This is a genomic window from Porphyrobacter sp. LM 6 (genome assembly GCF_001720465.1).
Taxonomy (GTDB): Bacteria; Pseudomonadota; Alphaproteobacteria; order Sphingomonadales; family Sphingomonadaceae; genus Erythrobacter.
Map to the genome: position 1 here is coordinate 2,450,901 of NZ_CP017113.1, position 13,111 is coordinate 2,464,011.

Annotated in this window: 12 protein-coding genes; 4 read left to right on the top strand and 8 right to left on the bottom strand. The window is 65.5% G+C overall.

All coding sequences use genetic code 11. From position 1 onward, the window contains the following. Window position 1 precedes the first annotated feature (1 nt). The 7 genes from BG023_RS11815 to fsa all read right to left on the bottom strand — a co-directional run bounded on the left by BG023_RS11815 (window position 2) and on the right by fsa (window position 7,197). Window positions 2-940, bottom strand: coding sequence for a D-2-hydroxyacid dehydrogenase (locus BG023_RS11815; protein WP_069310630.1), 939 nt, complete (start codon window positions 938-940; stop codon window positions 2-4). Window positions 941-1,049: 109 nt separating this feature from the next. Then, complete coding sequence (gene cysS, locus BG023_RS11820) at window positions 1,050-2,546, bottom strand: cysteine--tRNA ligase (protein ID WP_069310631.1); 1,497 nt, start codon at window positions 2,544-2,546, stop codon at window positions 1,050-1,052. A gap of 44 nt (window positions 2,547-2,590) precedes the next feature. Continuing rightward, window positions 2,591-3,253: a nitroreductase gene (locus BG023_RS11825; protein WP_069310632.1), complete on the bottom strand. Its 663-nt coding sequence runs from the start codon at window positions 3,251-3,253 to the stop codon at window positions 2,591-2,593. Window positions 3,254-3,367: 114 nt separating this feature from the next. Then, window positions 3,368-3,856 (bottom strand): hypothetical protein, encoded by a 489-nt coding sequence (locus BG023_RS11830; protein WP_069310633.1) that lies wholly within the window; start codon window positions 3,854-3,856, stop codon window positions 3,368-3,370. Continuing rightward, on the bottom strand, window positions 3,853-4,515 hold the full coding sequence (locus BG023_RS11835; RefSeq protein ID WP_150122869.1) for a hypothetical protein: 663 nt from the start codon (window positions 4,513-4,515) through the stop codon (window positions 3,853-3,855). The genes BG023_RS11830 and BG023_RS11835 overlap by 4 nt, the downstream gene beginning before the upstream one ends. 85 nt (window positions 4,516-4,600) lie before the next feature. Continuing rightward, window positions 4,601-6,439: a cobaltochelatase subunit CobT gene (cobT, locus tag BG023_RS11840; protein WP_069310635.1), complete on the bottom strand. Its 1,839-nt coding sequence runs from the start codon at window positions 6,437-6,439 to the stop codon at window positions 4,601-4,603. 104 nt (window positions 6,440-6,543) lie between these two features. Next, window positions 6,544-7,197 carry a fructose-6-phosphate aldolase gene (gene fsa, locus BG023_RS11845; protein WP_069310636.1) on the bottom strand — a complete coding sequence of 218 codons (654 nt, stop codon included), beginning with the start codon at window positions 7,195-7,197 and terminating at the stop codon, window positions 6,544-6,546. Between the two features lie 68 nt (window positions 7,198-7,265). Here fsa and BG023_RS11850 point away from each other — a divergent pair, with 68 nt between their 5' ends. Further along, entirely contained in the window at window positions 7,266-7,913 is a 648-nt protein-coding gene (locus tag BG023_RS11850; protein ID WP_069310637.1) for a DUF2490 domain-containing protein, read from the top strand. A 6-nt stretch (window positions 7,914-7,919) separates the two neighbouring features. On the opposite strand, the gene BG023_RS11855 is transcribed toward BG023_RS11850, so the two are convergent. Further along, window positions 7,920-8,615: a DUF4197 domain-containing protein gene (locus BG023_RS11855; protein ID WP_069310638.1), complete on the bottom strand. Its 696-nt coding sequence runs from the start codon at window positions 8,613-8,615 to the stop codon at window positions 7,920-7,922. Window positions 8,616-8,672: 57 nt separating this feature from the next. Between BG023_RS11855 and BG023_RS11860 the strand changes: the two genes are divergently transcribed. Genes BG023_RS11860 through BG023_RS11870 form a run of 3 tightly spaced genes read left to right on the top strand, consistent with a single transcriptional unit; the run spans window position 8,673 to window position 13,080 of the window. Further along, window positions 8,673-10,838 carry a primosomal protein N' gene (locus BG023_RS11860; RefSeq protein WP_069310639.1) on the top strand — a complete coding sequence of 722 codons (2,166 nt, stop codon included), beginning with the start codon at window positions 8,673-8,675 and terminating at the stop codon, window positions 10,836-10,838. 35 nt (window positions 10,839-10,873) lie between these two features. Continuing rightward, window positions 10,874-12,451, top strand: coding sequence for a cryptochrome/photolyase family protein (locus BG023_RS11865; RefSeq protein WP_069310640.1), 1,578 nt, complete (start codon window positions 10,874-10,876; stop codon window positions 12,449-12,451). Next, window positions 12,445-13,080 carry a glutathione S-transferase family protein gene (locus tag BG023_RS11870; RefSeq protein ID WP_069310641.1) on the top strand — a complete coding sequence of 212 codons (636 nt, stop codon included), beginning with the start codon at window positions 12,445-12,447 and terminating at the stop codon, window positions 13,078-13,080. Before BG023_RS11865 ends, BG023_RS11870 begins: the two co-directional genes overlap by 7 nt. The last annotated feature ends 31 nt before the right edge of the window (window positions 13,081-13,111 follow it).

Consider the following 13,111-nt stretch of genomic DNA (forward strand, 5'->3'; position numbering starts at 1 on the left):
CTCAGTAACCCAGTCGTGGGTCGAACACCGGGCCGACCGGCTCCCCGCGCAGATACTTGCCCAGATTGTCGAGGAAGCGGTCGCCGGAGCGGATGAACATCTTGCTCTGCGCGCGGCCGGACAGGTGCATCGAGATATGCGCGTTATCGAGGCCCCACAGCGGGTGGTCGGCGGGGAGCGGCTCAGGCGTGGTGACGTCGAGAAACGCCCCGCCGATCGCCTTCCTTTCGAGCGCCTCCACCAACGCGGGCTGATCGATCACCGATCCGCGCGCGATGTTGACGATCACGGCGTCCGATTTCATCGCCGCCAGTTCCGCCGCGCCGATCATGCCTTCCGTCTCGGGCGTGGCGGGCACGGCGAGGATCACCCAGTCGAACTCCCCCAGCCGCGCGCGCCATTCATCGGGGCCGAGCGTGTTGTCGCCAGGTGAACGGCGCACCACGCTGACCTCGACATCGAAGGCCTTGAGGCGCGGCTCGATCAGCTTGCCGATCGCGCCATAGCCCAAGAGCAGCGCCTTTGTTCCGGCGAGCTCGACCTTGCCGGGGCTGTCGAACAACCACTCGCGGCGATCCTGCGCGCGCACCACATCGCGGTAGCCCTTGGCGATGTTGAGCATGCCCATCACCACATATTCGGCGATGGTGATCGCATTGATCCCCGCGCCGTTGGTGACGGTGATCCCGCGCTCGATCAGCACGTCCATGGGCATGAAGTCGAGGCCGGCGTAGATCGAATTGAGCCACTTGAGCTTCTTGGCGGCGCGCAGCGTTTCGGCCATCGCCTCCTTGTCGTTCATGTCGAACCAGCCAATCTCGGCCTCGGCAACGGCCTCCATCGCCTCCTCGTGGGTCATGAACCAGCGCACGTCGAGCCCTTCCGGCAGACGGCTTTCGAGCATCGGGCGGATCAGCCCGGAAATGGCGAGGATGGTCATGGATACTTCCCCCTTTATCGTCACCCCGGACTTGATCCGGGGCCCCGCTTCTTTTGTGTTGCGGTTGAAGGCAGCGGGGCCCCGGGTCAAGCCCGGGGAGACGTAAGGGCTAGCCGAGCTTCCACTCCCAGCCGAGCGGGTCGCCGTCCATCACCTCGACGCCTTGGGCGGTGAGTTCGTCGCGGATCGCATCGGAGGCTGCGAAGTCCTTGGCCGCCCGTGCCCCCTTGCGGCGGGCGAGCGCGGCTTCGATTTCGTCCTCGGTGATGGTGGCAGACTTGGGGCGGATGCGTAGGTCGGCGCGGGTGAGGCTCAGGAGGTTGAGGCCGAGGACGGAGTCCATGAGTATTGCCGACGCTACTATGGTATCGACAAACGCTGCTCCCTTGATTCCAATCGCAGCCTCAAAGGCGACCAAAGCCTCGGCCGTGTTAAGATCATCCGAGATTGCGGCTTCAAAACGCTCGAGACACTGGCGCGTTCGATCTTCAAGCCTTTCAAACAATTCTTCCCGGCCAAGCAACTGCATTTCATCGACTGAGATTTGCTGAAGGGTCCGAGCCGAACTCTCAACCGCCATCACCATCCGCTTCAACCGCGTCAGTGCTGCCTGCAAGCCCTCCCACGAGAACTCAAGCTCGCTGCGGTAGTGCGCCTGAAGGCACATCAGGCGATAGGCCAGCGGGTGGTAGCCCTTGTCGATCAGCAATTGCAGCCGCAGGAACTCGCCCGACGACTTCGACATCTTCCCCGATCGTTCGACGAGGAAGTTGTTGTGCATCCAGATCTTCGCACCCGAATTGCGCGGATCGTCCAAGCCATTTGTGCAGCAATGCGCCTGGTTCTGCGCGATCTCGTTGGGGTGGTGGATTTCGCGGTGGTCGATCCCGCCGGTGTGGATATCGAACGGGAAGCCGAGCACCTCGCCGCTCATCACCGAGCATTCGAGATGCCAGCCGGGCGCGCCCTTGCCCCACGGGGAGTCCCATTCCATCTGCCGGGTCTCGCCCGCCGGGGTCTTGCGCCAGATCGCGAAGTCGGCCGCGTTGCGCTTGCCCTCGACCGCCTCGATGCGCCCCTCACCCTCTTCGGTGTTGGCGCGGGCCAAACGGCCGTAATCGGCCACGGTCGAGACATCGAAATAGAGGCCGCTCTCAAGCTCGTAGCAGTGCTTGTCGGCAATGCCCTTGGCAAAGGTGATCATCTGCGGGACGTAGTCGGTGGCAACCGTCCACTGCGCGGGCTGGCGGATGTTGAGGGCCTTCACGTCGGCCCAGTAGGCCTGCTTGTAATGCTCGGCGATGTCCCAGATCGACTGCGCGCGTTCGGCAGCCATCTTTTCCATCTTGTCCTCACCCGCATCGGCATCGTCGGTCAGGTGGCCCACATCGGTGATGTTGATCACGTGGGTGAGCTTCAGGCCCTTCCAGCTCAACGTGCGCCCCAGCACATCGGCGAAGACATAGGCGCGCATATTGCCGATGTGGGGGTAGTTATAGACGGTCGGCCCGCAGGTGTAGACGCGCGCCTCGCCGGCATGGACGGGCTCGAACACCTCGAGCGAGCGGGTGAGCGAGTTGAACAGTTTGAGAGGCGCGTCAGTCATGGTCGGGGCCTTTGCCCCAATCCATCACCCGAGCGCAAGCCGCCTCACTCGAACCCGATGAACTTGACCTGCTCGGCGAGCGGCACACGCTGGCGTTCGAAGTTGTTCACCGGCGCGTCCGGATCGCGGTAGCCGATCGCCATGCCGCAGAAGAACATGTAACGTTCGTGATCGAGGCCGAGGAAGTCGCGGATAGTGTTGGCGTAGAGCGCCATGAACTCCTGGAAGCAGCTATCCAGTCCCTCTTCGCGCAGCAGCAGGGCGACGGTCTGGAGCCACATGCCGACATCGGACCACTGCGGTTCCTTCATCAGGCGCGGGAAATAGACGAACAGCACCGCGGGCGCATCGAAGCTGGTGGTGTTCTTGGCCATCGCCGCCATGCGGCCCGCACCGTCATCGCGCGCAATGCCCATCGCGCCGAACATGCCGGCCGAAACCCCGTCGAGCCGCGCCTTGTAGGCCTCTTCCTGCCCGGGCGCGGCCCAGTCATATTCGGCGGCACCGGGGCCGTTGGCGATGATCTTCGCCTGCAAGTCCTTGAGCGGCTGGCCGGTGACGATGCTCGCTTCCCACGGCTGGTAATTGCAGCCCGACGCTGCCCAGCGCGCCTTGTCCATCACGCGGGTGATGGTTTCGAGATCCACCGGCGTGTCGAGAAAGGCGCGGATCGAGCGGCGGGTGGTGACGGCTTCGGTAACGTTCATGGGAGGATCTCTGCAAAAAGGAATGTGGGCGACGTCTTGCCGTCCAAAGCATCGGGGCCGCAAGCGACAAAATCGCCAGCGGCCCCGAGTTTTTTGATCGCGCGTGGCGCGGTGTCAGGGGTAGTTGGTGGCCTTCACGGCTTCCGACATGTCATCGGCATCGACCAGCTTGGGGCTCTTGTACTTGCCCCGGAACTCGGCCTCGGTGCTCGGCGCGATATCGGCGCGGCCCGACATGAAGCCCGACTTGATCTTGCAGCGCACGAACTGGGTTTCACCTTCTTCGATCTCGAGCGCGAGCGCGTCCTTGGTTTCGAGCGACTTCACGGTGAAGCTGCGCGGACCCGGATCGGACACCAGCACGAAATAGCGGCCCGCGCCGAGCGAGCTGAGCTTGTCGGTCGCGCCGACATCGAACACCGCACAGCCGAGCGCCGCACCGCTGAGGCCGCCGGTGCGGTAGAAGATCACCTGGCCCTTACCAGCGGGCGGGGTCGGGATCTTGTACTCGCCTTCGGCCTGCGCGAGGGCAGCAGGCGCGGTGCCCATCATGGCGACCGGCGCGGCAATCGCGACAGCCGCTGCGACCAGAAACTTCTTCATTGCATACTCTCCCCTGCTTTGGGTTCTTCAGGAACTGTTGCTGCCGCCGGAGCCTGAACCGCTGCGCCTTCCGGCAGGGTGAAGACCTCGACATTGCGCGTTTTGGCCGTGGCAATCGTGCCCGGCTCGATCAGCGTGTTGCCTCCGCCGATCAGGAAGCCGAGCGGCCCGATCACTGCGTTGGTCGCCGATGCGAGACCCACATTGTCCTTGCCTTTGGTGGAGGCCTGATCCTCCGCTTCGAGAAACTTGAAGCTGCGAAGTTCGATCCGGCGGCCGTGGAAATCAAGGTAACGCGCGGCGAGCACCAACTCGCCGGCAGAACCTGCCATCCCGCCTTTCTTGGCGTGGACCACCTGCCCCTCGCCCTTGAGCCCGGCGGGCAGCACTTCAACGCCATCGACCACCACTGGCTCGACCAGGCGGATCGGGAAGCTCTGGCCGGTCTGGCTGACCTTCGATCCGACCTGCGCTTCGAGAGCAATCTTGATCGACGTGGCGGCTGGCAGGGTAATGGCGGGCACAGGCGCGGCGGGCGCGTCTGCATCGAGCGTGGCGGTGACGGTCTCGGCCAAAGCCTCAGCGGGCGGCGGAACCTGGTCCGCCGCAGCGGTCGCGGGGGCCTGCTGCAACAGCAAGGCCAGAGCCAATGAGAACAAGCGACACCCCCTCCAGAGCTGTTAGCCGCAGGATTTCAACCAAGTGCGCGCCCGCGTCAATGGCTAATGCGAAGGCGATCGGGGATCAGCGCTTCGCCTTCACGCCCTTCTCGTCCTCGAACAGTTCGGCGAGCTGCTCCATGATCGTACCGCCAAGCTGTTCCACGTCCATAATCGTTACCGCGCGGCGGTAATACCGCGTCACATCATGCCCGATGCCGATGGCGACCAGCTGGACGGGGGAGACCTTTTCGATCCACTCGATCACGCTGCGCAGGTGCGCCTCGAGATAACCCGCCGAGTTCACCGACAAAGTCGAATCGTCCACCGGCGCGCCGTCGCTGATCACCATCAGAATGCGGCGTTCCTCGGGGCGGTAGAGCAGGCGGCTGTGCGCCCAGATCAGCGCCTCGCCGTCGATGTTTTCCTTCAGCAGCCCCTCGCGCATCATCAACCCGAGATTGCGGCGCGCGCGGCGCCACGGCTCGTCGGCCTGCTTGTAGATGATGTGGCGCAGGTCGTTGAGGCGCCCCGGGTTCTGCGGCTTGCCATCGGCGAGCCACGCCTCGCGGCTCTGCCCGCCCTTCCACGCGCGGGTGGTGAAGCCGAGGATCTCGGTCTTGACGCCGCAGCGTTCGAGCGTGCGCGCGAGAATGTCGGCGCTGATTGCGGCGATGGAGATCGGCCGCCCGCGCATTGAGCCCGAATTGTCGATCAACAGGGTGACGATCGTGTCCTTGAACTCGACGTCGCGCTCGACCTTGTAGGAGAGCGCCGTGCCGGGCGAGATGATCACGCGGGCCAGCCGAGCGGCATCGAGCACGCCTTCTTCCTGGTCGAAATCCCAGCTGCGGTTCTGCTGCGCCATCAGGCGGCGCTGGAGCCGGTTGGCAAGGCGCGTCACCACGCCCTGAAGGCCGGTCAGTTGGCTATCGAGATAGGCGCGCAGGCGATCGAGTTCCTCCGCGTCGCACAGGTCGGGCGCGGCGACTTCCTCGTCGAAGCGGGTGGTGAAGGCCTTGTAGTCGATGCTCGCGGGGACTTCGGCCTGCGGGCGGTTGGGACGGACGGGCGCGTTGGTGGCATCGCCGTCCTCGCCCGGTTCGCCTTCGGACATTTCGCTGTCGGTCTGGGTGTCGGAGGATTGCTCGCCCTCGCCCTCGCCTTCGGCCATGTCGCCCGCCATCTCGGCCGATTGCGGATCGCCTTCGGATTGGTTTTCGTCCTCGCCCTCGCTGTCGTCGGGGCCTTCCTCGTCGTCCGCGTCGTCGGAATCGCTTTCGTCCGGCGCGTCGGTCGGGCGGGTGAGATCGAGTTCACGCAGCATATCGAGCGCGAGCTTCTGGAAGGCTTCCTGATCGCCGATCTTCTCGGCAAGGCCCGCAAAATCGCCGCCGACCTTCTCCTCCAGGAAGTCGCGCACCAGCTCGATCCCGCCCTGCGCGCGGGCCGGCACGGCCTCGCCGGTCAGCGCCTCGCGCACCAGCAGGGCAAGCGCAGTCTGCAAGGGCACTTCGGAGGAATTCTGCGCCCGCACGATCTTGTCGGATGCGGTGCGCATCTCGGTCGCGGCGTCGAGATTGGCCTTGATCCCGCCGAAGCGGTTCGCGCCCAGCGCCTCGTAACGCACCTGCTCGATCGCATCATAGCAGGCGCGCGCGATCGGTTCGGGCGGCGCGGATTTGGCGTGGAGCGCCGCGTCGTGGTGCCGCAGCTTCAGCGCAAACGAATCGGCAAAGCCGCGCGCCTCGGTCACCTGTTCGGCGGGCAGATCGCGCCCCGGCAGCGGCACGCGGAAGCGGTTGCCCGCGCTCCCCGGCACATCCGCGCTCCACGCAACCTCGACCTCCGGATCGCGCGCAATCGCCCGCGATGCGCCGGTAAGCGCCTGCTTGAACAGATCGAGCGGGGACTGGTCGGCCATTACCTGCTCTCGCTAGCAACTTGTGCGCTCCTGCGAAAGCAGGAGCGCATTGAGGGGTCCCGATCCATGGACTCCTGCTTGCGCAGGAGATCACCAGCTCGGGCTTAAAGGATGCTCTGGCCGGTCTTGGCCCAGTCGGCCATGAAGCCTTCGATGCCCTTGTCGGTCAGCACGTGCTTGAACAGCGCGTGGATCACGGCAGGCGGCGCGGTCATCACGTCGGCGCCGATCTTGGCGGCTTGCAGCACGTGGGTGGTGTGACGCACGCTCGCCACGAGGATTTCGGTGGCGAAGTTGTAGTTGTCGTAGATCAGGCGAATGTCCTCGATCAGGTCCATCCCGTCGAAGCCGTTGTCATCGTGCCGGCCGACGAAGGGCGAGATGAAGGTCGCGCCCGCCTTGGCCGCGAGCAGCGCCTGGTTGGCCGAGAAGCACAGGGTGACATTGACCATCGTGCCATCGCTGGTGAGCGCCTTGCAGGTCTTGAGGCCATCGACCGTCAGCGGCACCTTGATGCAGACATTGTCCGCGATCTTGCGGAGCACTTCGGCCTCTTTCATCATCGTGACATGATCGAGTGCGACCACTTCGGCGCTGACCGGTCCATCGACGATCCCGCAGATTTCGCGCGTCACTTCCATGAAGTCGCGCCCCGACTTGGCGATCAGCGAGGGATTGGTCGTCACCCCGTCGAGCAGGCCGGTGGCAGCGAGTTCGCGGATCGGCTCGATCTCGGCGGTGTCGACGAAGAATTTCATGGGTTCACTCCCGTATTTTTCAGGTAGCCAGCGCAGGTGCACATGGCCATGAGGCAAGCATGACACGAATGTCGATGCGTTTCGCGCTGCTGCTTGCCGCCCTCGTTGCGGCTTGGCAACCGTCGAAAGCGCGGGCCAGTGACGAAGACACACAATTCTGGCTGGTGGTGAACGCGACAGGCGATATCGCCGACGGCACGCGGCTGACGATCGATGCCTCGCAGCGCTGGCGCGAGGAGGCCCGCGGCGACGAGCAGCAGACCTTCCGCTTCAATATCGATCAGACCGTGGCCAAGCACCTGCGGATCGGCGGCGGGGCGATGGTGCTTGATGCCGGGGGCGACACCGAAATTCGCCCGCACCAGCAGATCATCGTCACGCTTGGCCGATTCGAGGCGCGCACGCGGATGGAAGAGCGCTTCTTCGACGGCGCCGACCGGGTCGAGCTGCGACTACGCCAACGGCTGCAATATACCCAGCCGCTCGGCGAAAGCTGGCGAGCGACGCTGGGCGGCGAATGGTTCGGGACGCTGCAAGGGCGCAACAATGGCCAGGGCGCATCGACCGACCAGTGGCGCGCGCTCACAGGCGTGGCTTACAAGCTCAACGACAAGCTCGAGATCGGGGCCAATTACTGGCTGCTGGCGTTTCCGCGCGGCGATCGACCGGCGCGTTACACCCACCTGCCGCAAGCCGTGCTGACCTACCGCTTCTAAGCCACGTCAGACCCGGCTGCCCAGCCCGAACACCCCGATCAGTACCGGATCGCGGGTCTTGCCCGGATCGGCGCGGATCGCGGCTTCCTCGCGGGCAATCTCGCCCCAGATCGCATCATCGACCTCGCGCCCGATGCGGCTGGCGACGCTGGAGACATCGACGCCGGTGAGCGCCGCAATCGCCTGCCCGACCAGCGGATCATCCGCCAACCGGATCGCATCGCCCAGCTGCGGCACCATCGCATCGAGCAGCGCCGTGCCCATCTCCCCGCGCAGGAAGGTGCTCGCTGCCGAAGGCCCGCCGCGCACCAGTTCGAGCGCGTTGGCAAAGCCGATTACCTCGACCGCCTCGGTCACGACCGGCGCGGCGCGATAGCTCGCATCAATCGCGAAGGTAGCGAATCGCTCCTCCAGCCGGTCCTTGAACAGCGAGGAGGTGAGGATGCGCGAGAGTGTGTTGCCCCGCGCGCCGAGGAAATTCTCCAGCCCGATCCGCGCGACCTGCTCGTCCCAGAACCCGCCGGGTTCGGTCAGGCGGGCAAAGGCGTTTTCCGAGGCGCGCAGCAGCAGACGGCGCACCGCTTCGACCATGCTGAACCCGCCGGTGCTCGCGCATCCGGGCAGCAACGCCAGCGTGGCCGCTCCTGCGGCTCCGGTCAGCAGCGCGCGGCGGGTGGGCGTGAAGGTGGTGATTGCGGACATCTTTTTGGGGTCTCCAAGCTTGCCCGATCATCATGCCGCCCCCCATATGGCGCTACGATGAACCGCATCCGCCTGCTTGTCCTCAACGCCGCGCTCGGCCCGCTGGATTACCGGCTGCCCGAGGGAGTGGACGCGCCTGCGGGAAGCGTGGTGATCGCCCCGCTGGGGCCGCGCAAGGTGACCGGCATCGTGTGGGACGAGGGCCGCCTGCCGGGCGAGGAAATCGCCTTCGAGCGGCTGCGCCCGATCCTTGAAGTGCTGCCCGTGCCGCCGATCCCGGCCCCGCTGCGCCGCCTGATCGAATGGACCGCCGACTATTACTGCGCAGCCCTCGCCAGCGTTGCCCGCATGACGCTGGCGAGCGGCGGAGCCTTGGGCGGCCCGGCGGTGATGACCGAATATCGCCTCTCGGGCGGCATCCCCGAACGCATGACCGCCCAGCGCCTTGCCGCAATCGAGGCGCTCGAGGGCGAACAGGGCACGATGCGCGAACTGTCGGGGATCGCGGGCGTTTCCGAAGGGGTGCTGCGCGGGCTCGTCAATCAGGGGGTAATCGAGCCGGTGACGGTCAACATCGATCGCCCCTACCCGTCCGCCGATCCCGATCACGACCAGCCCGGCCTCTCTCCCGAACAATCCGCCGTCGCCGCGCGGCTGGTGGCGGCGGTTGAGGCGCGCGCCTTTGCCCCCTTCCTGCTCGACGGGGTGACCGGTTCGGGCAAGACCGAAACCTATTTCGAGCCTGTCGCTGAAGCTCTCAGGATGGGGCGACAGGTGCTCGTCCTGCTCCCAGAAATCGCGTTGACCGAGAACTTCCTCAGCCGCTTTGCCGCGCGCTTCGGGGCGGCGCCGGTGCTGTGGCATTCCTCATTGAAATCGACCGAGCGCCGCCGCGCATGGCGGGCGATTGCCGATGGTTCCGCGCAGGTCGTGGTCGGCGCGCGTTCGGCGCTGTTCCTGCCCTATGACAATCTCGGGCTGATCGTGGTCGATGAAGCGCACGAGATCAGCTTCAAGCAGGATGACGGGGTGCGCTACAACGCCCGCGACGTGGCGGTGATGCGCGCGCGGTTCGAAGGCGTGCCGGTGGTGCTCGCCAGCGCCACCCCCGCGCTTGAAAGCCTGCACATGGCGACGCAGGGGGTTTACGAGAAGCTCGACCTGCCGAGCCGTTTCGGCGGGGCGAGCCTGCCGAGCGTGCGGCTCATCAACCTTACGCAAGAAAAGCCGGGGAGCCAGCGCTGGCTCGCTGGGCCGCTGATCGATGCCCTGCGCGACCGGCTGGAAAAGGGCGAGCAATCGCTGCTGTTCCTCAATCGCCGCGGCTATGCGCCGCTGACGCTTTGCAGGAATTGCGGGCACCGCTTCAAATGCCCCTCGTGCAGCGCATGGCTGGTCGAGCATCGCCTCTCCGCCCGCCTCGCCTGCCATCATTGCGGGTTCGAAACGCGAGTGCCCGATGCCTGCCCCGAATGCGGGGAGAGCGATTGTCTGGTGGCCTGCGGCCCCGGCGTGGAACGGATCGCGGCCGAAGTCGCCGAGCTGTTTCCCGAAGCGCGCGTGGCGGTGGCAACCTCGGACACCCTAAACACCCCCGACCGCGCGGCGGAGTTCATCGCGCAGGCGGAAGGCAAAGCCATCGACATCATCATCGGCACGCAGCTGGTGACCAAGGGCTTCCACTTCCCCGATCTCACGTTGGTGGGCGTGGTCGATGCCGATCTGGGCCTCGAGGGCGGCGATCTGCGCGCGGGCGAGCGCACCTTCTCGCAAATCGCGCAGGTCGCGGGCCGTGCGGGGCGCGGGGCCAAGCCGGGCGAGGTGCTGATCCAGACCCGCCACCCCGATGCCCCCGTGATCGCCGCGCTGGCGGATGGTGACCGCGACGGGTTCTACGCAGCCGAAACCGCCGCGCGCCGCGATGCCAATGCTCCGCCGTTCGGGCGCTGGGCGGCGATCATCCTCTCCTCCGAGGACGAGAAGGAAGCGCGCGAGGCTGCCGCACGATTGGGCGACAAGCGCCCGCGCCTGCCCGATGTCCAGATCCTCGGCCCTGCCCCTGCCCCGCTGGCGCTGCTGCGCGGACGCTACCGCTACCGCTTCCTCGTCAACGCCAAGCGCAGCGCCAATCTGCAAGCCGCCTTGCGCGACTGGATCGGAGCTGTGCAATTCGCCCCCGGCGTAAGGGTGGGCGTGGATATCGATCCCTATTCCTTCGTCTGACGAAACCAAACCGGGGTGCCCGGCGTAACCCACCCATGACCCGCCCCGTTCTCGTGCCGATCCTCGGCGATCAATTGTCGCGCAGCCTCTCCAGCCTTGACGGCCTCACCCCCGAAAACACCCGCATCCTGATGATGGAGGTGTGGGACGAGGCGACTTACGTGAAGCACCACAAGCAAAAGATCGTGCTGATCTTCGCCGCGATGCGCCACTTCGCCGAAGAGCTGCGCGCCGAGGGCTGGCAGGTCGATTACGTGCGGCTGGACGATCCGGCTAACACCGGCAGCTTCACCGGTGAAGTCGCCCGCGCGGTGGAACGCCATGCCCCGTCCGAAGTGCGCGTCACCGAAAGCGGTGAATGGCGTGTTGCTCAGGCGATGTGCGAATGGGAGGGCCGCTTCCCCTGCCCTGTCAGCATCCTCGCTGACACCCGCTTCATCGCCACCCACGCCGACTTCCGCGCCTTTGCCGACGGGCGCAAGCACCTGACGATGGAGTATTTCTACCGCGAGATGCGCCGCAAGACAGGCCTCCTGATGGAGGGCGACAAGCCCACCAGCGGCGTGTGGAACCTCGATGCTGAAAACCGCGAACCGCCGAAGGAAGGCCTCAAGGCACCGCCGACGCCGAAGTTCACCCCCGATGCCATCACGCAGGAAGTGATCGCGCTGGTGGGGGCGCGCTTCCCCGATCACTTCGGCGATCTTGAACCCTTCGGCTGGCCCGTCACCCGCGCCGAGGCGCTGGAGGCCGCCGAGGCCTTCTTCGCCCGACGCCTCGCCCTGTTCGGCCCCTATCAGGACGCGATGCTGCATAGAGAGGACGACCTCTACCACTCGATGCTATCGACCAGCCTCAATATCGGTCTGCTCACCCCGCTCGAACTGTGCCAACGCGCCGAGGCCGAATACCGCGCCGGCCGCGCACCCTTGAATTCGGTCGAGGGGTTCATCCGCCAGATCATCGGCTGGCGCGAATATGTGCGCGGGTTCTACTGGCACCAGATGCCGGGACTGGCCGAAGCCAATGAACTCAAGGCCCACCGCCCGCTGCCCGACTTCTTCTGGACCGGCGAGACCGACATGCGCTGCCTTGCCGATTGCATCCGCACCACCCGCGAGGATGCCCACGCGCACCACATCCAGCGGCTGATGGTACTCGGCAATTTCTGCCTGATCGCCGGGATCGATCCGCGGGCAGTCGCCGACTGGTATCTCGCGGTGTACGCCGATGCCTTCGAATGGGTCGAGCTGCCCAATGTGGCGGGCATGGTGCTCTATGCCGATGGCGGCCGGCTGGCGACCAAGCCCTATGCGGCGTCCGGCAACTACATCAACAAGATGTCGAACTACTGCGGCGGCTGCCGCTACAAGGTCGCGCAGAAGACGGGGCCGAACGCCTGCCCCTTCAACCCGCTCTACTGGCACTTCATGGATGCCAACCGCTTGGCGCTCGAAAGCAACCACCGCATCGGCCGCATCTATGCCACCTGGGACCGCATGGGCGCGGCCAAGCAGCGTGAATATCTGGAAAGCGCCGAAAAATTCCTCGACTCTCTCGTGCCTGCGCGTGAAGGATGGGCGCGACACACTGAGGGGAGAGAGCCATGCTGACCATCCACCACCTGCGCCTGTCGCAATCCGAACGCATCGTCTGGCTCGCCGAGGAGCTGGGGATCGCATACGACCTCAAGCTCTACACCCGCCGCACCGATAATCGTCTGGCTCCTGATGAATACAAGGCGCTGCACCCGATGGGCATTGCGCCCGTCATCACCGATGGCGATCTGGTGCTGGGCGAAAGCGGCGCGATCATGGATTACATCGTGGCGAAGTATGCGCCCGGCACGGCGCTGGTGCCGGGAGTGGACCATCCCGACTTTGCCGACCACCTGTTCTACTACCACTGGGCCAACGCGACCTTCATGACCAACGGCATGATGGCGCTGGTGGCGCAGTTCATGGGCGCGACCGAACTGCCGCCCTTCGTCGCCGACCGTGTGGCCAAAGGCTGGGCGATCGTCGAAAAGCGGCTGGGCGAAGCGGACTATTTCGGCGGTTCGCAGCTCACTACGGCGGACATCATGATGGGCTTCCAGCTCACCACCAGCCGCGCAATGAGCGGCATGAGCATCGACCACCTGCCGAACCTCAAGGCCTACCTGAAGCGCATCGGCGAACGGCCCGCCTATCAGGCCGCAATGGCGAAATGCGAACCGGGGATGCCGCCGAAGCTGGATTGACAACGTCGCCCCGGGCTTGACCCGGGGTCCC